Annotated in this window: 22 protein-coding genes; 16 read left to right on the top strand and 6 right to left on the bottom strand. The window is 41.2% G+C overall.

Going from position 1 to position 22,064, the window contains the following annotated elements; genetic code table 11:
• Window positions 1-32: 32 nt before the first annotated feature.
• Complete coding sequence (locus RIC88_RS03465) at window positions 33-2,300, bottom strand: ATP-dependent helicase (RefSeq protein ID WP_350216078.1); 2,268 nt, start codon at window positions 2,298-2,300, stop codon at window positions 33-35.
• 157 nt (window positions 2,301-2,457) lie between these two features.
• Here RIC88_RS03465 and RIC88_RS03470 point away from each other — a divergent pair, with 157 nt between their 5' ends.
• Window positions 2,458-2,865 (top strand): DUF1761 domain-containing protein, encoded by a 408-nt coding sequence (locus tag RIC88_RS03470; protein ID WP_350216079.1) that lies wholly within the window; start codon window positions 2,458-2,460, stop codon window positions 2,863-2,865.
• A 142-nt stretch (window positions 2,866-3,007) separates the two neighbouring features.
• On the opposite strand, the gene RIC88_RS03475 is transcribed toward RIC88_RS03470, so the two are convergent.
• Genes RIC88_RS03475 through RIC88_RS03495 form a run of 5 tightly spaced genes read right to left on the bottom strand, consistent with a single transcriptional unit; the run spans window position 3,008 to window position 7,835 of the window.
• Window positions 3,008-3,991, bottom strand: a complete 984-nt coding sequence (locus tag RIC88_RS03475) for a TolB family protein (protein ID WP_350216080.1) — start codon at window positions 3,989-3,991, stop codon at window positions 3,008-3,010.
• A gap of 8 nt (window positions 3,992-3,999) precedes the next feature.
• Window positions 4,000-4,407 (bottom strand): DUF1761 domain-containing protein, encoded by a 408-nt coding sequence (locus RIC88_RS03480; protein WP_350216081.1) that lies wholly within the window; start codon window positions 4,405-4,407, stop codon window positions 4,000-4,002.
• A 53-nt stretch (window positions 4,408-4,460) separates the two neighbouring features.
• Window positions 4,461-5,279, bottom strand: a complete 819-nt coding sequence (locus RIC88_RS03485) for an AraC family transcriptional regulator (protein WP_350216082.1) — start codon at window positions 5,277-5,279, stop codon at window positions 4,461-4,463.
• Window positions 5,276-6,628 (bottom strand): M24 family metallopeptidase, encoded by a 1,353-nt coding sequence (locus tag RIC88_RS03490; RefSeq protein ID WP_350216083.1) that lies wholly within the window; start codon window positions 6,626-6,628, stop codon window positions 5,276-5,278. The genes RIC88_RS03485 and RIC88_RS03490 overlap by 4 nt, the downstream gene beginning before the upstream one ends.
• A 43-nt stretch (window positions 6,629-6,671) precedes the next feature.
• Entirely contained in the window at window positions 6,672-7,835 is a 1,164-nt protein-coding gene (locus RIC88_RS03495; RefSeq protein WP_350216084.1) for a T9SS type A sorting domain-containing protein, read from the bottom strand.
• A 152-nt stretch (window positions 7,836-7,987) separates the two neighbouring features.
• Between RIC88_RS03495 and RIC88_RS03500 the strand changes: the two genes are divergently transcribed.
• The 15 genes from RIC88_RS03500 to RIC88_RS03570 all read left to right on the top strand — a co-directional run bounded on the left by RIC88_RS03500 (window position 7,988) and on the right by RIC88_RS03570 (window position 22,043).
• Window positions 7,988-9,361 carry a cystathionine beta-synthase gene (locus RIC88_RS03500; protein ID WP_350216085.1) on the top strand — a complete coding sequence of 458 codons (1,374 nt, stop codon included), beginning with the start codon at window positions 7,988-7,990 and terminating at the stop codon, window positions 9,359-9,361.
• A 136-nt stretch (window positions 9,362-9,497) separates the two neighbouring features.
• The gene (locus tag RIC88_RS03505) at window positions 9,498-9,851 is read left to right on the top strand and encodes a four helix bundle protein (RefSeq protein WP_350216086.1); all 354 of its coding nucleotides are present in this window, start codon (window positions 9,498-9,500) and stop codon (window positions 9,849-9,851) included.
• Between the two features lie 94 nt (window positions 9,852-9,945).
• Entirely contained in the window at window positions 9,946-10,770 is an 825-nt protein-coding gene (gene murI / locus RIC88_RS03510; RefSeq protein WP_350216087.1) for a glutamate racemase, read from the top strand.
• A gap of 9 nt (window positions 10,771-10,779) precedes the next feature.
• Complete coding sequence (locus RIC88_RS03515; protein WP_350216088.1) at window positions 10,780-11,268, top strand: hypothetical protein; 489 nt, start codon at window positions 10,780-10,782, stop codon at window positions 11,266-11,268.
• Between the two features lie 57 nt (window positions 11,269-11,325).
• Window positions 11,326-12,300 (top strand): NADH-quinone oxidoreductase subunit NuoH, encoded by a 975-nt coding sequence (gene nuoH / locus RIC88_RS03520; RefSeq protein ID WP_350216089.1) that lies wholly within the window; start codon window positions 11,326-11,328, stop codon window positions 12,298-12,300.
• A 1-nt stretch (window position 12,301) separates the two neighbouring features.
• Window positions 12,302-12,952, top strand: a complete 651-nt coding sequence (locus tag RIC88_RS03525) for a 4Fe-4S dicluster domain-containing protein (protein ID WP_350216090.1) — start codon at window positions 12,302-12,304, stop codon at window positions 12,950-12,952.
• Entirely contained in the window at window positions 12,949-13,443 is a 495-nt protein-coding gene (locus tag RIC88_RS03530; protein WP_350216091.1) for an NADH-quinone oxidoreductase subunit J family protein, read from the top strand. Before RIC88_RS03525 ends, RIC88_RS03530 begins: the two co-directional genes overlap by 4 nt.
• Window positions 13,436-13,747, top strand: a complete 312-nt coding sequence (gene nuoK / locus RIC88_RS03535; protein WP_089356123.1) for an NADH-quinone oxidoreductase subunit NuoK — start codon at window positions 13,436-13,438, stop codon at window positions 13,745-13,747. The genes RIC88_RS03530 and nuoK overlap by 8 nt, the downstream gene beginning before the upstream one ends.
• Complete coding sequence (locus tag RIC88_RS03540; RefSeq protein ID WP_350216092.1) at window positions 13,744-14,571, top strand: sulfurtransferase; 828 nt, start codon at window positions 13,744-13,746, stop codon at window positions 14,569-14,571. Before nuoK ends, RIC88_RS03540 begins: the two co-directional genes overlap by 4 nt.
• Window positions 14,520-16,457, top strand: a complete 1,938-nt coding sequence (locus tag RIC88_RS03545; protein WP_350216093.1) for an NADH-quinone oxidoreductase subunit 5 family protein — start codon at window positions 14,520-14,522, stop codon at window positions 16,455-16,457. Before RIC88_RS03540 ends, RIC88_RS03545 begins: the two co-directional genes overlap by 52 nt.
• Before the next feature lie 49 nt (window positions 16,458-16,506).
• Window positions 16,507-16,734: a hypothetical protein gene (locus RIC88_RS03550; RefSeq protein ID WP_350216094.1), complete on the top strand. Its 228-nt coding sequence runs from the start codon at window positions 16,507-16,509 to the stop codon at window positions 16,732-16,734.
• Window positions 16,715-17,140, top strand: coding sequence for a putative toxin-antitoxin system toxin component, PIN family (locus tag RIC88_RS03555; protein ID WP_350216095.1), 426 nt, complete (start codon window positions 16,715-16,717; stop codon window positions 17,138-17,140). Before RIC88_RS03550 ends, RIC88_RS03555 begins: the two co-directional genes overlap by 20 nt.
• 10 nt (window positions 17,141-17,150) lie before the next feature.
• On the top strand, window positions 17,151-18,734 hold the full coding sequence (locus tag RIC88_RS03560) for a complex I subunit 4 family protein (protein WP_350216096.1): 1,584 nt from the start codon (window positions 17,151-17,153) through the stop codon (window positions 18,732-18,734).
• Complete coding sequence (locus RIC88_RS03565) at window positions 18,731-20,164, top strand: NADH-quinone oxidoreductase subunit N (RefSeq protein WP_350216097.1); 1,434 nt, start codon at window positions 18,731-18,733, stop codon at window positions 20,162-20,164. The genes RIC88_RS03560 and RIC88_RS03565 overlap by 4 nt, the downstream gene beginning before the upstream one ends.
• Window positions 20,157-22,043 (top strand): class II glutamine amidotransferase, encoded by a 1,887-nt coding sequence (locus tag RIC88_RS03570; RefSeq protein WP_350216098.1) that lies wholly within the window; start codon window positions 20,157-20,159, stop codon window positions 22,041-22,043. Before RIC88_RS03565 ends, RIC88_RS03570 begins: the two co-directional genes overlap by 8 nt.
• Window positions 22,044-22,064 lie beyond the last annotated feature (21 nt).

Below are 22,064 nucleotides of genomic sequence, written 5' to 3' on the forward strand. Positions count from 1 at the left end.
CCAATTCTAAAATGTCTTGATTTTGTAAGGCGCTAATCCATGATTCGAAGCTTGGCAAAGCTCAATAGCAGTGTCTTCTCACCGGCCTTCTCAAAGTCTACTTTAGCTTTCTTATTGGCACCCTGTTCATCAATATTGGTAACAACACCAAAACCGAACTTTGGGTGCTCGACTTTCATGCCTTCAGCTAAATTAGTTGTGTCACTCGGTTCGAAATCGGCACTCGGTTTATGGTTTACCTTGGCGGCAAAACGCTTGGTGTTATTTTCCTTTTTTAGATTTGAAACGAAGTTTTTGGTGATGTAATTCTCACCCGGAGATACCGGATCTTTGGATGAGAACTTACGGTTTACCTTTATGAATGCCGGATCTACTTCCTCCAGAAATCGACTTGGCTCACAAGTCTTTAGTCTACCAAAACGATACCGGTTTAGGGCATAGCTCATGAAAAGCTTTTGCTCTGCCCGGGTGATTGCCACATAGAAAAGTCGGCGTTCTTCTTCCAGATCGGCCCGACTGCTCAGCATCATCTGGGAGGGGAATAGCTCTTCCTCCAATCCGACAATAAACACATAAGGAAACTCCAAACCCTTTGCCATGTGGATGGTCATAAGCGTTACCGCGTCCTGGTTCTTGTTATTTCGATCTTCATCGGTGAGCAGGGCTACATCCTGAAGGAAGGATCCAAGACTTTTATCTTCTCTTTCGGGATCATCGGTAAATTCCTTGATGGCATTGAGGAGTTCCTGGGTATTCTCATAGCGGTTCATCCCCTCTATGGTTTTGTCTTCATAGAGTTCCTTTAACAAGCCTGAGGTCTTGGCAATCTGTGAGGCAGTATCGTAGGCATCTTTTTTCTCATTCGTCAGCCTGAACGATTTGATGAGTGTTGCGAAGTTTTCTACTTGTGTACCACCCTTGCCACCAACATAAGAACTGGCTTTCTCCATAATCTCCCACAGTGTTTTTCCCTGCTCGTTAGCAGCAACTACCATCTTATCGATCGTGCCCGGGCCAATGCCACGTTTTGGCAAATTGATGATTCGGCGCATGGCCGTTTCATCATTGGGATTGACGGTGTATCGAAAGTAAGCGAGAAGGTCTTTAATCTCTTTGCGTTGATAGAATGAAAGTCCGCCAACAATCCGGTATTTGATGTTGTTTCTTCTTAGCGCTTCTTCAATTGCCCGGGACTGGCTGTTGGTTCGATACAGTACTGCAAATGATTGGTCGGAGCAGTGGTTATGCATCTTCGTCTCGAAGATGGCTGAAGCTACCAGTTTGCCCTCTTCATTGTCGGAAGTAGCTTTGATCAATTCAATCAGGTCACCATCCTGATTATTCGTCCAGACATTCTTTTTAAGCTGTGCAGTATTTTTCCCAATCACAGAATTGGCAGCATTCACGATTGTTTTGGTAGACCGATAGTTTTGTTCCAACCGGATAGTTTTCAAATCCGGGTAGTCCCTTTCAAAATTCAGAATGTTTTGAATATCGGCACCACGGAACGCATAGATACTCTGAGCATCGTCACCAACAACACAAATATTTTGACGCACCGCGGCGAGCCTCTTAGCAATCAGGTACTGCGAGATGTTGGTATCCTGAAACTCATCAATCATGACGTAATGAAAGCGCTGCTGATATTTATTCAAAACATCCGGATGTTCCTGAAACAGAACATTGGTGTTGAAAAGGAGGTCATCAAAATCCATCGCATCCGCAGCAAAGCATCGCTCTGAATAGGCTTTATAAATCCGACCCATCTCAGGTCGCATATTTTGCGTGTCGTCTTCCAGATAGATCGGATTGTTTTGATACTCTCTCCAGGAAACTAGTCTGTTTTTTGCGCTGGATATGCGATTGTAAATGATGTTAGGCTTGTAGACTTTATCATCGAGGTTAAACTCTTTGACAATGAGTTTGATGAGCGATTTAGAATCGTCTGTATCGTAAATGGTGAAATTGCTGGGGTACCCAATCTTTCCGGCTTCTGCTCTCAGAATTCTGGCAAAAACGGAGTGAAATGTCCCCATCCACAGGTTTTTAGCATCGGACCCCACCATTTCCTCAATACGCTTCTGCATTTCCCGTGCGGCTTTATTGGTAAAAGTCAATGACAGAATGTTGAAAGGATCTACATTGTGTGCCCGCATCAAGTGCGCCACTCGAAAGGTTAAAACACGTGTTTTTCCGGATCCTGCTCCTGCAATGATCATGGAAGGACCTTCTACATTTACTACACCTTCTTTTTGTGGGGGATTGAGTTGATCAAGGTAATCTGCCTGCGCTTCTGCCATCCGGCAAATCTATTTGATTTAGAGAATAAGTTTTTCAGACAGACGGGTAATTCTAACCCCTGGTTTGAAAAAATGAAGAGGGGGTTGCTGAATGATTATTTAATGATGGAAAATTTCTATCTTGAATCATTCAATAACTAACTTAACTACATTCATTATGGATTTTTCATCAATTAACTGGTTGGCAGTTGTGGTAGCGACTGTTTCAGCTTTTGTTGTAGGCGGTATCTGGTACGGGCCACTGTTTGGCAAAGCCTGGATGGCTGAAATGGGCTTTACCGAGGATGATCTCAAGGATGCCAACATGGCAAAAATTTACGGGACCGCTTTTGTTCTGGAATTTATTATTGCCTTGCAGCTCGCTTTCTTTTTAGGACATGGAGGAACCGAACCATCGGTTGGACAAGGAGCTGCTTATGGTTTTCACATTGGGTTCTTTTTCATTGCTTTGTCCATGGGAGTAAATGCCTTGTTTTCACGAACATCGCTCAAGCTTTGGTTCATCAATGGCTTCTACTTTGTAGTACTGCTTACATTGATGGGAGTGATTTTGACTGTGATGTAATTTCTTAAAAATCAACAAAAACCGTCATTCAGAGGCACCTTGGGTCGAGTGTGCGATGGAGGCCGTGGAATCTCCCTGATCTAAAAGACTCCACGCCTTGCCAATGCTATTATCTTCGCAAAAGGCTCTGAGTGACGTAGTATTATAGGTTTTTGTTGATTTTTCTAACCTCCACAAACACAGGAGCCTGCTCAAATAAGGTATCAGTCGTAACCTGTGTGATATCACCTGATTCATAATCCATTGTGAAGATGTCGAAATTCATTTTCCCCTCTTTGCCACCCGAATTAGCATCAAAAGCGATCAGCTTTCCATCAGGAGACCAGGAATGCCATCCGATGGTGATTGAGTCTGGCGTTAGTTTTTTCAAACCTGATCCATCCGGGTTGATTTGGAATAAATATGATCCACCTTGCTGTTTAGAGTGATACGTAATAATATTTCTATTCGGCTCCCAATAGGGAGGGCCTGCGTGGTAGCTGTACCAATCTGCAGTGGTGTCTCCTTCAGGATAGTAGGTCAGTTGTCTTAAGTTGCTGCCATCAACACCGACTATATATAGTTCATCCTGATAGCCAATGTTGGGACGAAAACGCTTCTCAGATCCTCTAAATACAATCTCAGTTCCATCTGGCGAAAAACATGGATCACTGTAGTAAGAGAGACCGGTGTAGATTTTCTGGACCAACGCACCCTGTCTGTTGATAATGTAAAATGCACTATCGCCTTCAACTCTGGGGTTTACAATGATCTCCTCTCCACCCTTACGTGTGCTCATCCAGCTATCTTTTAGTTGCGGCCCGCCAATTTTGGAGTGCTCGGTACCATAAGCATCTGTTGAGTAGAGGAAATAACACCTCGTGCAGGTGTCTCTGTCAGAGATATAAAGTACGTCTGATCCACTCGCGAAATAAGTCCACTCAACACCTGACAGATTGGTGATATTTCTAGCATCAGAACCATCGGTTTTCATGCTGAATACTTCATAGTTATCTCCTTCTTTGTCAGTCCAAACATTATAGGCTATTCTGTATTGCATTGATTCTGCCACTGACTCTTCACTTTTTGGACTTGAGCAATAAGTAAAGACAATCATTGTGATAAATAAATAAGTTAGGTTTTTCATAATTTCTTTTATCTCCAGATTCCTAATATAAATCCAATCAGAGTAAAATACACTACAATGTAGCCTCCATTAATCAGCATATAGCGGATAGATTTTTGTTCGTACATGGCAATGATAACGAAGATCATTGCTGCCCAACCGAATCCTGTAAGAAATCCTGCTGTTGTTCCCCAAATCCAATCTGTGTTTGCATCCCCGAGAAAAAAGGCCATGTTGTAACAGATGATGACCGAAAGAATGGTAGATATACCAAAGAGTTTTCCAAGATTAATATCTTTAAAATCATCGTCTGTTTTGTTGTTTTCACTTTTCCAGGCATTGTAAAACAGCGCCGGTGAATACCAGATTGCTCCAACAATTAAGTTGGAAATTGCAGCGACGAGGACTGCCCAGTGATTGATGTACATGTCTTCCATACGTTTTTTAGGATAAAAGTAGGTGGTGAAGAAGACTCTGTATTGGAAAAAATTTACCTCAGTGGAATATAGTTAAGATCGGGCCCTTTCTCGGAAAGATATTGTTGTGGATTATACCCGGAGAAGGTTTTAAACTCATTGATGAAGTGTGCCTGATCATAATAACCGCAATCCAATGCGAGTTGAGTCCAGTTAATGGTTTTGACTGATTCAAGATCTTTCACCACCTTCTGAAATCGCATGATTTTTTGGAAGCCTTTTGGGGTGAGGCCAACATATTTTTTGAACAGTCCAATGAAGTGCTTTTGACTGAATCCACTGTTTTCAGATATCCACTTCAACGTTCCAACTTGAGGATTGGAGGCTATGAGATTGGAAGCACTTATGATAGCTTCAGGAGGGCTTTGGTCAAGCAAATGCTGTTTTAAAAAATGCTCTGTTAATGAAAACTTTGTCTGTACCTTGGATGTGTTAAGTAATTGATCTCTCAGAGAGTGAATCTGAGATTTAAAAAAGACATCTGCATCTATGACCTGACTCTTTGTTTGTTCTGAAGGATGATGAATAAACTGATAGGCACCCGTGAAGGTAAAGTTGATGACCAGCATGCTGGAGTTGATCCCTCCGGCATCAATGGTGAGGAGCTCATTTCTGGCACCTGAGAACCAATAGTGTTTACATGCCTGCTTAGCTGTCAGGTCAATATTATCGAAAATACGCTTCGGTGTTTCTGTGAGATCAATGATCAGGGTCTGACATCCATCTGGAAGCAAACGTTCTTTATTATGATCCGGACTGTAAGTATCAAAATAAGCAATTGATTGAATGTGTAAGGCTAATTGTCCTTCCGGTATGTGAAGGTGAAAATTCATTCGTTTGGATGCAAAACTCTGGGAATAGTCATAATCTCTGTAGCTCGGCCATCAATATATCTCACATTTTCACCATCAAAGAAAGCATCTTCTTCCAGCATGATTCGAATTTCTTTTCCCCACTCTTCCAAATATACTCCAGCATTCAATTCGATGGAATGAGCAGTATTTGGATAGAGTGGATAATCACCTTTCCCTGGCACGCCACCTTGCTGATCCCATAAACCGATGGTTGGCCCGGCTGCATGTCCGTGGAAACCGATAGGGTGGGTATAGATCACGCCTTTTAAGCCTTCTGCTTGGCATTGATCCAATGTTGCTTTCAGAATCTCATTACCACTTCGTCCTGTCTTAAAATTATCAGTCAGGATATCCTGAACTCTGTTCCCTTTTTTAAATGCCTCTTTTAGAAATGAGGGCACTTCCTTCTCATCGGATTTTAAAACATACGCATGTTGTTGGGTATCGGTGTTGAGTCTCAGGTAAGTGATCCCAAAATCCACGTGTAGCAGATCACCAGGATAAATTACCTGCTGTTCCGGACGTTCAGAGAAGGACCGAAGGTGGTCAAATGATTCCGGATCTTTTCGCTGAATGGATACCGATGGATGAAACCATGCAGTGAATCCTAGCTCTCTTATCCGATCACGATACCACCATACCACATCGTCAGTAGTTGTAACTCCCGGTTGGATCACTTTTTCTGAAAATCCTTCCGCAATGATCTGATGAGCCATTCGCACAATGTTTTGATACACGATCATCTCGTTTTCTGTGCGGGTCTCGAGCCAACCGATGGCTACATTTTCGGCGTTTACAACACGTGACTGATATTTTTTTGGAAGCACGTTCATCAGCATGTCATAATGCGTTGAAGAAATTCCATCAGCCAAAGCAAATGTTTCGGACTTATTGATCCCAATCTTCTTCGGGTCTTTGGAGACAATCATATCAGCCAGTGCTTTCCATTGATCCGGTTGTTCTTCCTTGTTCCAGACTGTTTTGAAAAGTTCACCAGTATTGTACCTGGACATTCCGAATGTCTCTAAAGGCTTGCCTTCACCAGGATCATAAGCGATGAGCATCGTGGTTCGTCGAGCAGATTGCCAGGTGGCGGGCAGCAGTGTTTTGATGACCGGATCTTCATTGTATTCCCTGGCTATGATGATCCACATGTCTATTTCGGATCGCCTCATCACTTCAGGAAGTATTGTTTGCACCCGTTCCTCCAGCCAATTGTCAATGACCTCCGCTCGCTCACGCATGGAAAGAACTTTTGGAAAATATGGGTTTTGAGCCCAAAGGGTAGTGCCAAGAATAATAAGGGATAGAGTAAAAATTGATCTCATGCTTTATTGTTTGAGCACTAAAGATAATGATTCAACTCGGAGCTTATTCTACAATTATACGAGTGGCTAATTCACTCCCATCGGAAGTGGTTACTTTTAAGAAATAATAGCCTTTTCCTATATCTGCAGTATTCACAAGATAATTAAGCGAGTTTTCCAGAACAGTATTCTGTGACAAACTTTTAGCTTCACCACCTGACAGGTTGTAGAGTGTAATTTGTTTGATCTGGAATGGAGTGTTTGATGTCAGCTGAATGACTCCATTTTTAACAGTAGTAGGATAGGCAATGATTTGACTCTTCTCATTTTCTATTCCGGTATCGACCCGTTTTACTTCAAAGTATTCGAATTGGCCATCAAAATCTACTTGCTTTAAACGGTAATACTCAACAGGTGCAAAAGCAAATTTGTCAGTGAATGTATACTCAATTGTTTCATTAGAATCTCCATTTCCATCCACTTTACCTATTTCATAGAAATGCGAGCCATCTTCGGATCTTTCGATAATGAAGTGATCGTTGTTGATTTCTGTTGCTGTGGCCCAGGACAGAGAGACTCCATTTTTTGGAGTTGCATTGAAATACAACAATTCTACGGGGAGTGGAGTTGCTCCTCCTCCGTTCACATACTCTTCAATTTCAGAAAATCCATCATCAGATAATTCATCGATAGTAAATGAACTATCTTCACCAGTACCATCGTCAATGGTAGATTGAGCATCACCGCTATAAGATCCAGCATACACATTTCCATCTCCAGTGTATGTTCCTTGAGATCCATTTTTATGAAAATTCCCCGTCACCACCAATGTACCACCACTAGCGATGTTGATTCTATTGTTCATTACCAGATCACCAAATATGATAAACACAGCATCGTCACCCAAGTTTAAGTTCATTGCTTTATTTGCAAAAGTCACATCTCCATGTACAATCAACGTGTCATTGATAGTAAAATCATAAGCTTCTTTGTTAGCAGAAAATGTTAAATCTTGATCTGTGACAGTAGTACCAACTTTTATATTTCCCTGGATGGTAATATCGGCATTGGTCTCGGGAAGGTTTAAAAAAGCTGGCGAACCATCGGTCCATCCGCCAGACCAGGAAGCGTTATTACCCCAATCTCCTGTGTAATTATTAAGCGAAGTTTCTTGAGCTATTAAAGCGAAAGAACCAATCAACAATAAAAGGGATATGACCTGTTTCATTATTATCAAGTGATTATTAAAGCGAATATACGTAGTTGTTATTGCAATTAGTTTTGCTAAGAATGAGTGAAAGGCATTTATTTCGATGAAATGTTCGAATAGGAAGTTGAAGCGTGTTTTTCTACCTTTGCGTCTCATTCTAAAACTCAATAATGAAGTATCTAAATAATCTAACGGAGGGAATAGGAAATACCCCACTATTGAAGCTGAATAGCGTAAATAAAGGCATAAAAGGGACGATTTTAGTTAAAGTAGAGTATTTTAATCCGGGAAACTCTATTAAGGATCGAATAGCTCTGAAAATGATTGAGGATGCGGAAGAAAAAGGCATTCTTAAGCCGGGAGGGACTATTATCGAGGGTACTTCAGGAAATACAGGTATGGGGTTGGCTTTAGTGGCTATTTCCAAAGGCTACAAATGCATTTTTACCCTGGCTGATAAGCAGAGTAAAGAGAAAATGGATGTGCTTCGAGCAATGGGAGCTGAAGTGGTGGTTTGCCCTACAAACGTAGCACCGGATGATCCTAAGTCATACTATTCGGTTGCAAAGCAGCTGGAAAAGGACATTCCAAATTCATTCTACCCCAATCAATACGACCATCCGGCAAATGCAATCTCACATTACGAAACAACTGGTCCTGAAATCTGGAATGATACAGACGGCAAAATCACACATTATGCGGCTGGAATGGGTACAGGAGGAACCATCAGTGGTACGTCTAAGTACCTGAAAGAGCAAAACCCGAATGTGATTACCATTGGATTGGATTCGTACGGATCAGTATTTAAAAAGTATAAAGAAACAGGCGTTTTTGATGAGAAAGAGATTTACCCCTACCTGACCGAAGGAATTGGAGAAGATATCCTGCCAAAGAATGTGGATTTTGATATGGTGGATCATATCGTGAAAGTGACCGATAAGGATGCAGCGATTATGACCAGAAGACTTGCTCGTGAGGAAGGACTTTTCATTGGCTGGTCATGCGGGTCAGCTGTTCATGGGGCACTGGAGTATGCAAAAGAGAACCTGAAAGAGGATGATGTGATGGTTATCATCCTGCCGGATCATGGCACCAGGTACTTAGGAAAAGTTTACAATGATGACTGGATGAAAGATCACGGCTTCCTTGAAGATCGAAAGTTTGCAACAGCAAAGGACATCATTATGAGCAAGAATGGCTCTTCAGATTTAGTGACCATAGAGAAGTCAATGAAGGTTGGAGAGGCCATAAAACTTATGAATCAAAAAGGCATTGATCAGGCACCTGTTGTGGATGGAAATGAATTTGTGGGGAGTGTTTCAGATAGCTTGTTGCTTAAAAGCTTAGTTGAAAATCCGGAATTGAAAGGAAAGCCTGTGGCTGAGATAATGGAAGCCCCTTTTCAGTTTATTTCTTCTTTGGAGCCGATTGACGTTATGTCATCCATGCTGAGCAAAGAGAAAAAAGCTTTAATGATCAGGGATGAAAACAACAATCCGCACATCATCACACAAAGTGATCTTTTGGTTGCGATGACGAATTGATTAAATTTGAATTAGCACATTTAAATTTTTAACTCTTTACTTGCAGCCCCTTGGTTTAATTTACTGAGGGGTTTTCTTTTTGTAATAGAAATTCCAAATTCCAAGAACCAAATCCCAAATAAACGTTCAAATTTCAATGTCTGAAAAGGTTTACGATCTAGAAGAGCGAACATTTCAATTCGCTAAATCAATTCGAATGTTGGCTAAGAAATTGCCAAAAACTCCTGCTAATATTGAAGATGTAAAGCAAGTAATTCGATCTTCAGGTTCTATTGGTGCAAACTATATCGAAGCAAATGAAGCTTTGAGTAAGAAAGATTTTCTGTTCCGTGTTAAAATTTCTCGGAAAGAGGCCAAAGAAAGCGCATATTGGTTGCGCTTAATTCTAGAGACGAATGATCAAGAATTTTCTATTGAAATAAAAACCCATTTTGATGAAGCCACAGAGTTGAAGAAAATCTTGTCTGCCATTATCAGCAAATCTGGTTGAATTTTGAATTTGTAAGTTGATTATTGTTTGGTATTTGATTTATTGAGTTTTTGTTTGTCATTTATTATTTGAAATTTGAAGGTTACTGAAATACATGAAATCAAATCAACCCATAGGCATATTTGATAGTGGAATAGGCGGACTCACTGTGGCGAGAGCTGTAAAAAAAGTGCTACCGAATGAATCCATCATCTACTTTGGTGATACCGCTCATTTGCCCTATGGGGACAAATCAACTGCAGCCATACAGGCATACTCGGTCCGAATTGCTGAGATGTTACTGAAAGAAAAATGTAAAGTGATTTTGATTGCCTGCAATTCCGCTTCATCAGCGGCCTATGATTTGGTAACGGAATATGTAGGCAAGCGAGCCAAAGTTTTTGATGTGATCAATCCTACAGTTGATTTCATTAGGGAAAATCATCATGATGATAAAGTAGGGTTGATAGGAACAAAGCAGACTGTTTCAGCCGGTGTGTATGCTCGCAAAATTGAAGAGTTGAAGCAGAATATCTCATTTACATCGCTGGCCACTCCACTGCTGGTGCCGATGATTGAAGAAGGTATTTATAACGACAAAATAAGCCACGACATCATTGAGAAATACTTAAATGATCCCATGCTAGAGGGAATCAAGTCGTTAATTCTGGGGTGTACACACTATCCAATCATCAAAGAGGAGATAAGAAGGCATTATGAGAACCAAAACGAGGATGTTGAAATCATTGACTCAGCTGAAACGGTAGCATTAGCGTTAAAATCGTTTCTTGAATATCATCAGTTGGTAAATAAGGCCGGCTTCCCAACCCACCAATTTTTGGTTTCTGATTTCACTGAATCGTTTGAGCATACTACAAAGACCTTTTTTGGTAAAGAAGTTCACCTCGAGCAAATCCCAATTTGGGATGAATTGAGTTAGATTTAAGCTATGAATAAGTTTCTGATTTCTCTTCTTGTGGTCTTGTTTTCTGCGTGTGCAGTGACCAAAAGTACTAAAACCATGCATCCATATTCGGGCGACAACATTGGTTGTGGAGATTTTATCATTTACAAGCTAGCCAATAACAATAAGGAGTATGTTTCAGTAATCATAGATATGTCCGCTATTGAAGTTGAGAACCTGCAAGCTTATGCAATTGGTAAAGCAGATGTGGTGATAGTGACGCGCAGGAAGTTTGATGGGCCAATAAATTCATCACTGTGCAATGATGTAATGTCTGACAAACCCGAAGAACTTCTTGAAGAAATCGCCACAGATGGGGTTGTAGAGTTGCTAGTCAATGAAGCCCAACAAGAGGAGAAGAAAAAAGGCAATCCATATAAGGTCACTGTTGTCCTTAAAAAAGTCGTCTTTGAGGGTATGACTATTGATTATTTGCGCATGGAAAATGTCAATGTTGGTTGGCTTCCAGGATAATTCATATATAATCCTAAATAATATTTTCTTAAACCCACTTGAGAGGTAAATTCGAGTGTGATTTCATTCGCCTTCTACCTGGGATTCCTTTTAATTTTTGTGGTCTTTGCTGTTTATGCTGAGCGAAAGACAGCTGCATTCATTCAAAACAGACTGGGACCTATGGAGGTAGGTCCGAAAGGCATTCTACAAACAGTAGCAGACCTGCTAAAAATGCTACAAAAGGAAGACATCAGAGCAAATGCCGTAGACATCATTCCCTATTTATTGGCACCATTCATTGTTTTTGCAGCAGTATTCACGGGTTTTTCGGTATTACCGGTCAATGCAGAACTTTCAGGATCGACAGTTACAAGCGGAGTGTTTTTCCTGCTGGCAATTGTTTCATTAGATGTACTTGGGATATTGATGGCTGGCTGGGCTTCCAATAACAAATACAGCTTGTATGGCGCAATGCGTTCAGTTGCACAGATCATCTCTTATGAAGTGCCGCTTGGCTTAAGTGTATTATGTGTGATTATCATTTCTGGCACGCTTGATTTGCATCAAATCAGTGTCCTTCAATCAGGGGGAGTTTTATCATGGTATATCATCAGTCATCCGGTACTCATCATTCCATTTATCATCTACTTCATTTCCGGACTGGCAGAATCGAACCGGGCACCTTTTGACCTACCTGAATCCGAATCAGAACTTATTGGAGGATATCATACCGAATACTCCGGATTCCGTTGGGGTATTTTCATGTTGTCGGAGTACGGAATGATGCTATTGCTCTCTATTCTTGGAACGATCCTGTTTTTTGGAGGATGGAATTCTCCAATAGAAAATATAGCCAATGGACCTATTTGGGGTACATTTTGGTTGTTATCCAAATCGCTGCTTTTGATCTTTGTGCAAATGTGGGTTCGGTGGACATTACCTCGGTTAAGAGTCGATCAGTTGATGAGTTTGTCATGGAAATACCTAACTCCAATCGCGATTGTGATGTTGTTTGCATGTGCATTGTGGAAACTATGGTTGATGAGTTGAAATGAGCTATTTCGGTAACATATCACAGGGGATTCTAACGACGTGGAAAGGCATGATGCTTTCCATTCAGTACTTCTTTCAGGCCAGAAAGGGTAGAAAAAAAGAGTCGATAACAGAAGATAACTACTTTGAAAAAGCAAACGGTACTTTTACAGTTCAATACCCGCATGAGCAAATACCTGTACCGGATCATGGGAGATATCAGCTCCACAATGAAATAGATGACTGCATTGTCTGTGACAAGTGTGCAAAAGTTTGCCCGGTCGATTGTATTGATATTGAACCGATTCGGTCGCCTGAGGTATTTGGGCAAACTTCAGACGGAACGCCACTCAGAATCCATGCGGCAAAGTTTGACATAGACATGGCAAAGTGCTGCTTCTGCGGTCTCTGTACTGTGGTTTGTCCGACCGAGTGTCTGACAATGACAAAGGAGTTTGATTTCAGTACGAATGACATTTTAGATCACAACTTTTCCTTCAGCAAGATGACTGATCAGGAGATAGCAGAGAAGAAACAGGAATTTGAAGATTACCAGGCAGACAAACTGAAGGCTAAGCCTGAACTGCCGGCCATAAAGAAGGAATCGGATGTAATGAAAAAGCCAGCAGCAAAACCAGTATTTAAACCGCGAATCCCTAAAAAGAAATGATCATTACAGTTCAGATATTTCTTTTGATGATGGTACTTGCAGGAGTTGGGATTATACTCTTTACCCGAAATATTGTACATGCGGCGTATGCCTTGTGTCTTACTTTACTTGGTATTGCCGGAGTATATGTGCTGGTGATGTCTGAATTGCTGGCCGTTGTGCAAATCATGCTTTACGCTGGCGGAGTGGTTATACTTTTGGCATTTGGAGTGATGATGACCAATCGGTTAAGAGGAGAAAAAGTACTATCCGGATCAAACAATAAATGGGTTGGAAGGATCATTTCAGTGGGAGTGTTTGCTGGCTTGTGTTATCTAATTTCAATCTCACCTTTCCAAACCACTTCGGTTGAAAAGAATGAAGATCAGATCGCTCAGATTGGAGTTAGTTTTCTGACTGATCATATTGTTGCTTTCGAATTGATCGCTTTTGTTTTGCTAGTTGCGCTGGTAGGGGCTGCCTACCTTGCTAAAAATGCTGCGGATGAGTGAACAAATGTTGACATATTATCTCTACCTCGCTGCATTCTTGTTCGCATCAGGGACTTACATCGTGCTTACACGAAGGAGCGCCATTTTTGTACTCATAGGAGTGGAGTTGATGCTAAATGGAGCTAACGTAGTGCTTGCTTCATTTTCACAATTTGACCCGGCAATGAACGGCCAAATTTTTGCCATTTTCGCGGTGGTTCTCACTGTTTGTGAGGTATCAATCGCGCTGGCTATCCTGTTAAATATTTACCGCAAATCCCGAGTCTCAAACCTGGATGAGTTAAACCAAATTGGAAACACATGAAAAAGGTGGTAGATACAAACTGGCTCGAGCAACATCTCCACGATCCGGAACTATTGATTCTGGATGCAAGTCAGTCAACAAGTGTAAACAAACAGGAAAATGCTATCCAGGGTAAGTATATACCGGGGGCAATTCGCTTTAACTTGAAGGAATTTTCAGATCAGGCTAGCGAGCTACCAAACACACTACCAAGTCCTGAATATTTCGAGCGAAAATGTCGTGATTTTGGAATCAATAGCAATAGTAAAATTGTGGTTTATGATAATGCTGGAATTTACTGGAGCCCACGGGTCTGGTGGATGTTCCAGGTGATGGGACATGATGATATAGCAGTATTGGATGGTGGTTTACCTGCCTGGATAAAAGAAAATCGGGCAACTAATGAAGCGCCACGTAAAGTGGATCGATCGGACAATTTCAAAGCTGCTTTCAATAAGGATTTGGTAAAAAGCAGACAGGATGTAAATAAGAACCTAACTGTAAAAAGCTTCCATGTTGTAGATGCCCGTTCCAAAGGAAGGTTTGATGGAACTGCTCCTGAACCAAGGGAAGGGTTGAAATCAGGTCATATTCCAAATTCATCAAATATTCCATTTGAAGATGTCTTGAAGGATGGTTATTTCAAATCACCGGATGAACTAAAAGAACTATTCAAACATACCAGTTCTGAAGAAACTCTTACTTTTTCTTGTGGATCAGGTCTTACTGCGTGTATTGTATCACTTGCTTATTCGCTTATCTCCAATAAAATAAGCCCTGTTTATGACGGATCATGGACCGAGTGGGCACAAAGCGGTGGCCCTATAAGCACAAAGGAATCGTGAATGAAGTATTGATCATATCGCTATTATTTTTACCTCTTCTGGGAGGAGTTTTTTGTTTGCTATCGAAAAAATCTTCTTTCTCAATAGCAGGCATAGGGCTTTCTTTTGCTGCCTCCTTGTTTGTCATTTTTAAAGACATTGGATTCAATACAGCCATCCAATGGCTACCGAATTATTCACTTGGAATTCAACTAGATAGTACAGCTGCCATCCTTATATGCCTGGTGACCCTGATATCCCTTTTGGTGCACGTGTTTTCTCTCGAATACATGCGGGAAGACAATGGAAAGCATCGATACTCTGTCAAGCTGGGGTTGTTCACTTTTTCCATGATTGGATTACTATTGGCAGATCATCTAATTCTGCTATTTGTATTCTGGGAACTGGTTGGACTTACCTCTTATCTATTGATCGGGTTTTGGTACAAAAAGGATGGGATTCCTTCTTCCGCCAGACTGGCATTTATGGTCAACCGAATCGCTGATGTTGCTTTGTTTGGAGGGATTTTAATGATAAATACGGTCGGATCACTCAATATTTCTGAACTGAGTGGTACCTGGATGTTCTTGCCTTCAATATTAATAGCCATTGGTGCTTTTGGTAAATCTGCTCAGCTTCCTTTCTCAGGCTGGTTAACAAAAGCGATGGTGGGCCCAACGCCGGTATCAGCACTTATACACGCTGCTACCATGGTGGCTGCTGGTGTTTACCTGTTATTTAGAGTTGCTCCATTTATGCATGAAAGCGCACTGATCATTGTCGCACTGATTGGAACTTTCACCGCGTTTTATGGTGGTTTGTGTGCGCTGTTTCAGCATGATATAAAAAAAGTATTGGCCTATTCTACCATTTCTCAATTGGGCTATATGGTAATGGGGATTGGAGTAGGGGCCGGATCAGCTTCCATCTTTCATTTGTTTACGCATGCTTTTTTCAAAGCAGGATTATTTCTAGGTGCAGGTGCCATTATTCATTTCATGCATCAGGCTACTGAAAGCGATGCACAAGACATGCGAAATATGGGAGGCATGAGAAAAGCACTTCCATGGACTTATCGTACCTTTTTGATTTGTGCACTTGCGCTTGCGGGCATACCATTCTTTAGCGGATTTATGTCGAAAGAAGGAATCATCATTGCCGGGTGGGAGTGGGCAGAACAGGTAGGTACCTGGGCGTACATCGTGCCGGATATCGGATTGATTACGGCTTTTCTTACCGCGCTCTATGTTGGAAGAATGGTTTTGTTGGTATTTCATGGTGGAAGCAGGCTAACTGAAAAGATCTCTTCTTTTTCTGAGAATTTGGCATTGAAAATTCCATTGGTCGTTTTGGCATTGGGATCACTTTGGTTTTTCTATAACTGGAACCCATTCGCACATAAAAGCTGGCTTTTTGGCTATTGGGAGAGTATTTCAAACCATTCAAGCGATTTTATTTCGGTGATGGTGATGATATTGTCAATATTGCTGGCAGCTGCAGGATTGGTTTTGTCGTATTCGTTTTTCAAGCCGGGATCAAACTATGAGCAATCGTACTCCAGGCTGAAAGTTGGAAAGTTCAAATTAGCTTTCAATGGATTTTATCTGGTAGCATTGTATCAATCTATCGGAAGAGGTTTCAGTCAGGTTTCACAATTCACTTTTGCTGTCGATCAAAAGGTCGTAGATGGATTCATTCATTTCGTTGGTGTTGGTTCAGTGGTATTATCTAAAGTGATCGCCCTGGTAGATCGTTTCATGGTAGACGGACCAGTAAACCTGTTTGGTCATATTTCAGCATTCGTTGGGAGGCGTTTTGCAGGTTTGAGTTCACGTGATATACAAACACAATTGGCCTGGCTACTTGTAGGAGTTATTTTGATTTTAAGTTGGATACTTCTAATTTGAACTTATAAGCCCAAATTATAGTATCTTATAAAATGGTTTAAATGGCATTATGAAAACAATAACCCTGGATTTATCAGATAAGGATTTTGAAAAGTATCAATTTGATTCTGATAATATTTCTTTCAAAAAATTTGTTGAAAAGGTTAGAAATACTCTTGCAAGGGAAGCCATGAAAAAGTGTCAAAAAATTGCCTCAACATCCGATTTATCAGGAATGACCATGAAGGAAATCAATGATGAAGTCAAGGCTATGAGAGATGCAAAAAATAATCGTTGACACCAACGTAATCGTTTCTTCTTTAATTTCAAAAGGCTATCCTTTTAAGATAATCAATGACTTGATCTTAAATGATTTAGTGGAAGTACAGCTTTCTGATGAAGTCTTTAAAGAATACTTGGAGGTTCTCTCAAGACCTAAATTCTCAAAATATCCGGAATTTGTGGTAAATGCTGAAATTGTGTTATTTAGAATTTATGAGTTGTCTAGAAAGATAACTCCCAAAGAGAAATTAAAAATCATTCATGATGACAATGATAATAGATTGTTGGAGCTTGCTATTGAATCTAAAGCCCAGTATCTGATCACAGGCAATTCATCGGATTTTACATTTGATAGAATTGAAGAAACGATAATTTTGAACCCTACTGAATATTGGGAAAACTATCGACCGAATCATGAATGATTAATCACTAATGCAAAACACCCTCACCTATATATTCCTGTTTCCATTGCTTGTTGCACTGGTTATGCTTTTCATCCCGGCCGAGCGATGGAAAGTATTTAGAAGGCTATCTTTTGCTGCTGTAGCAATCCAGCTGGTGCTTTCAATCATACTGATGATCAACTTTGATCAATCACTGGTTCCAGAAAGTTGGGAAGGAGCCTTTCAGTTTGTAGAAAAAGTAAACTGGATCAATATGTCCCTTGGAAGTATAGGCACGATTAGCATCCAATATTACTTGGGCGTTGATGGCATCAGCATGCCATTGGTAGCACTTTCAAGCTTTGTTCTGCTTATCGGGGTGATTTCATCCTGGAACATTGAAGAAAAAGCGAAAGGCTATCACATCCTGTACTTGATTCTGAGTTCGAGTATCATAGGCTGTTTCATTGCACTGGATTTTTTCCTTTTCTACCTGTGCTTTGAGTTCATGCTGCTGCCGATGTTTTTCCTTATCGGAATTTGGGGAGGTGCAAGGCGCTCGTATGCCTCCATTAAGTTTTTTCTTTACACACTATTAGGTTCATTGTTCATTCTGGTGGTGATGATTGGACTTTATTTGAGCGTAGTAGATGGAGATGCAAACACCTTTAGTATGGTGAAAATGCTGGATGGTTCTTATGCCTCAGATACTGTGCTAGACCCGGGATCTCCGCAATTGATTTTTGGGTATTCAGCGCGAGTACTGGCCTTCATTTTCTTAATCATTGGGTTCGGAATTAAGCTGCCGGCTGTTCCGGTTCATACCTGGCTACCTGACGCGCACGTTGAGGCACCAACACCAATTTCCGTAGTGTTAGCTGGCCTTTTGCTAAAGGTAGGTGCTTATGGATTACTCCGCATCGCTTATGGAATATTCCCGGATGTAGCGATTGACTTTTCCGGTTTTGTGGCAATCATCGGGGTGATTTCCATCCTGTATGGAGGAATGAATGCATTAGCTCAAAGAGACCTTAAGCGCATGGTCGCTTACTCATCTGTTTCGCACATGGGGTTTGTATTGGTGGGTTTGGCATCACTGACAGCTGTGGGTTTCTCAGGATCACTTTTTCACATGGTTTCGCATGGATTGATTTCTCCCGCACTCTTCCTGATTGCCGGGGTGATTTATGATCGAACGGGTAACAGACAAATGGAGAATTTTAGTGGATTGGCAGCCAGGATGCCGGTCTATACTTTTTTCATGGCTGTATTCTTTTTTGCAGGATTGGGATTGCCTGGACTTTCAGGGTTTGTGGGTGAGTTGATGGTATTAATGGGAGCTTTTGGAAGCTCAAAGTTCTCACTTTGGATTGGCATTCTTTCTACATTAGGTATAGCTATATCAGCCGCATACTTCTTGTGGACGATCCAGCGTATGTTTTATGGAAAATACTTTGTTCGGGAATCAGCTTGGGAGAGTAATATGTTTGATCTCACAGCCAGAGAAAAACTCATGTTAATTCCGCTGGCCATTCTGGTGATTGCTTTGGGTATTTACCCACGGTTGGTGCTGGATTATAGCAATGAAACCATCAACTTTTTCATTCAGCAATTTAGCATCGGTCAACCATGAGTTTGATTGACCAATTAAATGGAATATTGGCTGACCTGCAGGGCGCATGGACGGAGAGTGCCTTGATGCTAGGGGGGATCGCTGTTTTGATACTAGGTTTGATCAAATCAAATTCCATTTTAACAAAAGCATTATTTCTGATCGTTTTATTGATAGGTTTCTATCTGAACTTATCGAATGTATTAAGCGGTGAAATCCTTTCTGATGCAGTATCGCTTTCGGGTCAGACTGCCACTTTTGGAAGCCTTTTTCTAATGGTAGCTTCTTTGTTGCTGCTTTTCAAGAGAGGAGCAGAGCACATCACCGAGTACCACTTCTTCATCCTCTCGATGTTGGCAGGGAGTTTGTTCATGATGAAGGCTAATAGCTTGCTCATCATCTACTTATCCATTGAACTCGTTTCATTTTCTTCATACATCCTAACCAATTTTTCATTTAAAAAGCAGGGGTTCGAAGCAAGCATAAAATACCTACTATTTGGAGCAATTTGTTCTGCCGTTATGCTATTTGGTCTTGGGATGATCTATGGATCTACCGGAACCTTTTTGGTTAGTGAATGGAGCTCTGAAACATTTAATGCCCTCTTTCCTCAGGTAGGGTTCGTTCTGCTTTTAGTTGGAATTTTCTTCAAAATATCAATTGCACCAGCACATTTATGGGTACCAGCCACTTACCAGGAAGCACCTGCGGACGCAACTGCATTTATGTCCATCGTTCCAAAGCTTGCAGCCCTTGTGCTGCTAAAGAGAATATTTGATTTACAAATTTTTGTCTCAGACCATTGGGTATACAGTCTTGTATTGGGGCTAGGGATTCTCACGATTATTGTAGGCACCTTAGGAGCTTTCAGACAAAGAAACGCCAGGCGAATGATCAGCTTTGGAGCTATTGCTCATTCCGGTTTTTTATTGCCGTTTGCATTGATCCAATCGTCCACTGCATATGAGTCATTTTGGTATTACTCTGTTGTTTATGCTGTCATGAATATGGCAGCTTTTTATCTATTGGATATGTATGAGCGAAAAGGAATCGATGAAATCGATGATTACAAACAAACCTCTAAATCTGTTTGGGTAGGAGCGACATTTTCATTGATACTTGTATCGCTTGTGGGGTTACCGCCATTGGCCGGTTTTACAGCTAAACTGTTCCAGTTCACCACCTTATGGGAAGGATATTCTTCATTTGGAAACAGTCAGATGTTGTGGTATTTAATTGTCTCAGTAATAGCCACTGTTGGATCGCTGTTTTTCTACCTGCGAATTCCAAGAGAGATATTTCTAAGCAAGTCAGAAGACACCCAATCAATCAATTTGAATTTATCGACGAAAATTCTGGCAACTCTTTTCTGTATTGTGTTGTTATTGTTGTTCTTTGTACCTCAGATGGTAATGGAAGCGCAACAATTGCTTAACAACGTCCATGAGTGACCCGATAAAACACGAATGTGGCATAGCCCACCTCCGCTTAAGGAAACCCCTCCAATATTACATTGACAAATACGGCACGCCTGCTTATGCTGCCAAAAAGATGTACCTGCTGATGAAAAAGCAAAGTAATCGCGGGCAGGATGGAGTTGGAGTTGCAAGTATCAAAATCGATATCCCACCAGGGCTGAGGTATATTTCCCGATACCGTACAATTAGCTCGAATCCGATTGAAGAGATTTTTGGAAAGATCAGTAAAAAATATCTGAAAGCTAAAAAGGACCCGAGTGGCGATGATACGAATGCCGAGTGGTTGAAAGAAAATTATGCCTTCACCGGGGAGTCCTGGTTGGGCCACCTGAGGTATGGTACACATGGTAAGAATAGCATAGAAAACTGCCATCCGTTTCTTAGACAAAATAACTGGCGGAGTAGAAACCTGGTCATGGCCGGAAACTTCAATATGACCAATGTTGAGGAGCTATTCAACATCCTTGTTGGGCTGGGTCAGTTTCCAAAAGATAAAGTGGATACGGTGACGGTAATGGAAAAGATCGGCCACTTCCTTGACGAGGAGAATCAACGAATTTTTGATAAGTATAAAGACAAGCTATCCAACGAAGAGATTACCTACAAAATAGAGGAGGAGATAGATCTTCAAAGGGTACTCCATCGCTCATGTAGAGATTTTGATGGTGGTTACGCGATGGCAGGTATCATTGGGTACGGTGCTTCCTTTGTAGCCAGAGACCCTGCGGGTATCAGACCGGCCTACTATTATGCAGATGATGAGGTTGTGGTTGTTACTTCCGAAAAGCAAGCCATCAAAACAGCATTTGGCTGTGAATACTCTGAAATTCAGGAAGTGAAGCCCGGACACGCGCTTATCATATCAAAAGATGGCGATTACGAGCAAAAACAGTTTATTGAGCCTTTAGAAAGAAAATCGTGCTCGTTTGAGCGCATCTATTTTTCGCGTGGTACTGATCCTGATATTTACAAAGAGCGAAAGAAGCTGGGTGAGTTACTTGTTCCACAGGTATTGAAGTCTATCAATTTTGACCTTCGAAACACAGTATTTTCTTACATCCCTAACACTGCAGAAACGTCTTTCCTTGGTTTGATGAAAGGAGTAGAGCAGTATCTGATTGCAAAAAGAAAAGAAGTCATTTTAGAAGGGAAACCTACCGCAGATTCAATTGAGGAAATGCTCAATTTCCAACCTCGGGTTGAGAAGCTGGTGTTGAAGGATGCTAAGTTGAGGACTTTCATTACCGATGATAAGGGGAGGGATGAGCTTGTTTCTCATGTTTATGACACCACTTATGAGGTGATCAATAAACGCACAGACACACTGGTTGTGATCGATGACAGTATTGTGAGGGGGACTACACTCGAGAAGAGCATTCTTACATTACTCGATCGATTGGAGCCTAAGAAGATCGTAATAGTTTCTTCAGCACCTCAAATCCGTTTCCCTGATTGCTATGGAATTGATATGAGCAAGATGAAAGAATTCCTTGCGTTCAGGGCAGTTCTGGCTCTGCTAAAAGAGCACAACAAAGAAGATCTTTTGGATGTGGTTTTTGATAAGTGCCTGACTAGTCAGTCTGAGAAAAATCCTAAGAACTATGTGAATGAGCTCTATGAGCCGTTTAGTTATGAAGAGGTCTCACAAAAGATCACAGAGATCGTAAAGCCTGCCGGAATTAAGGCGGAGGTAGAGGTGGTATATCAGACTGTGGATAATCTCCATAAAGCATGTCCAAATCACCTGGGTGATTGGTACTTCACGGGTAATTACCCTACTTCAGGAGGAAACAAAGTAGTGAATAGGGCCTTTGTGAACTACATGAAAGGCGTAGAAGTAAGGGCTTATTAAAAAAAAGTTTTAAACTTTAAA

Source organism: Ekhidna sp. (genome assembly GCF_040220215.1).
In the GTDB taxonomy this organism is placed as follows: domain Bacteria; phylum Bacteroidota; class Bacteroidia; order Cytophagales; family Cyclobacteriaceae; genus Ekhidna.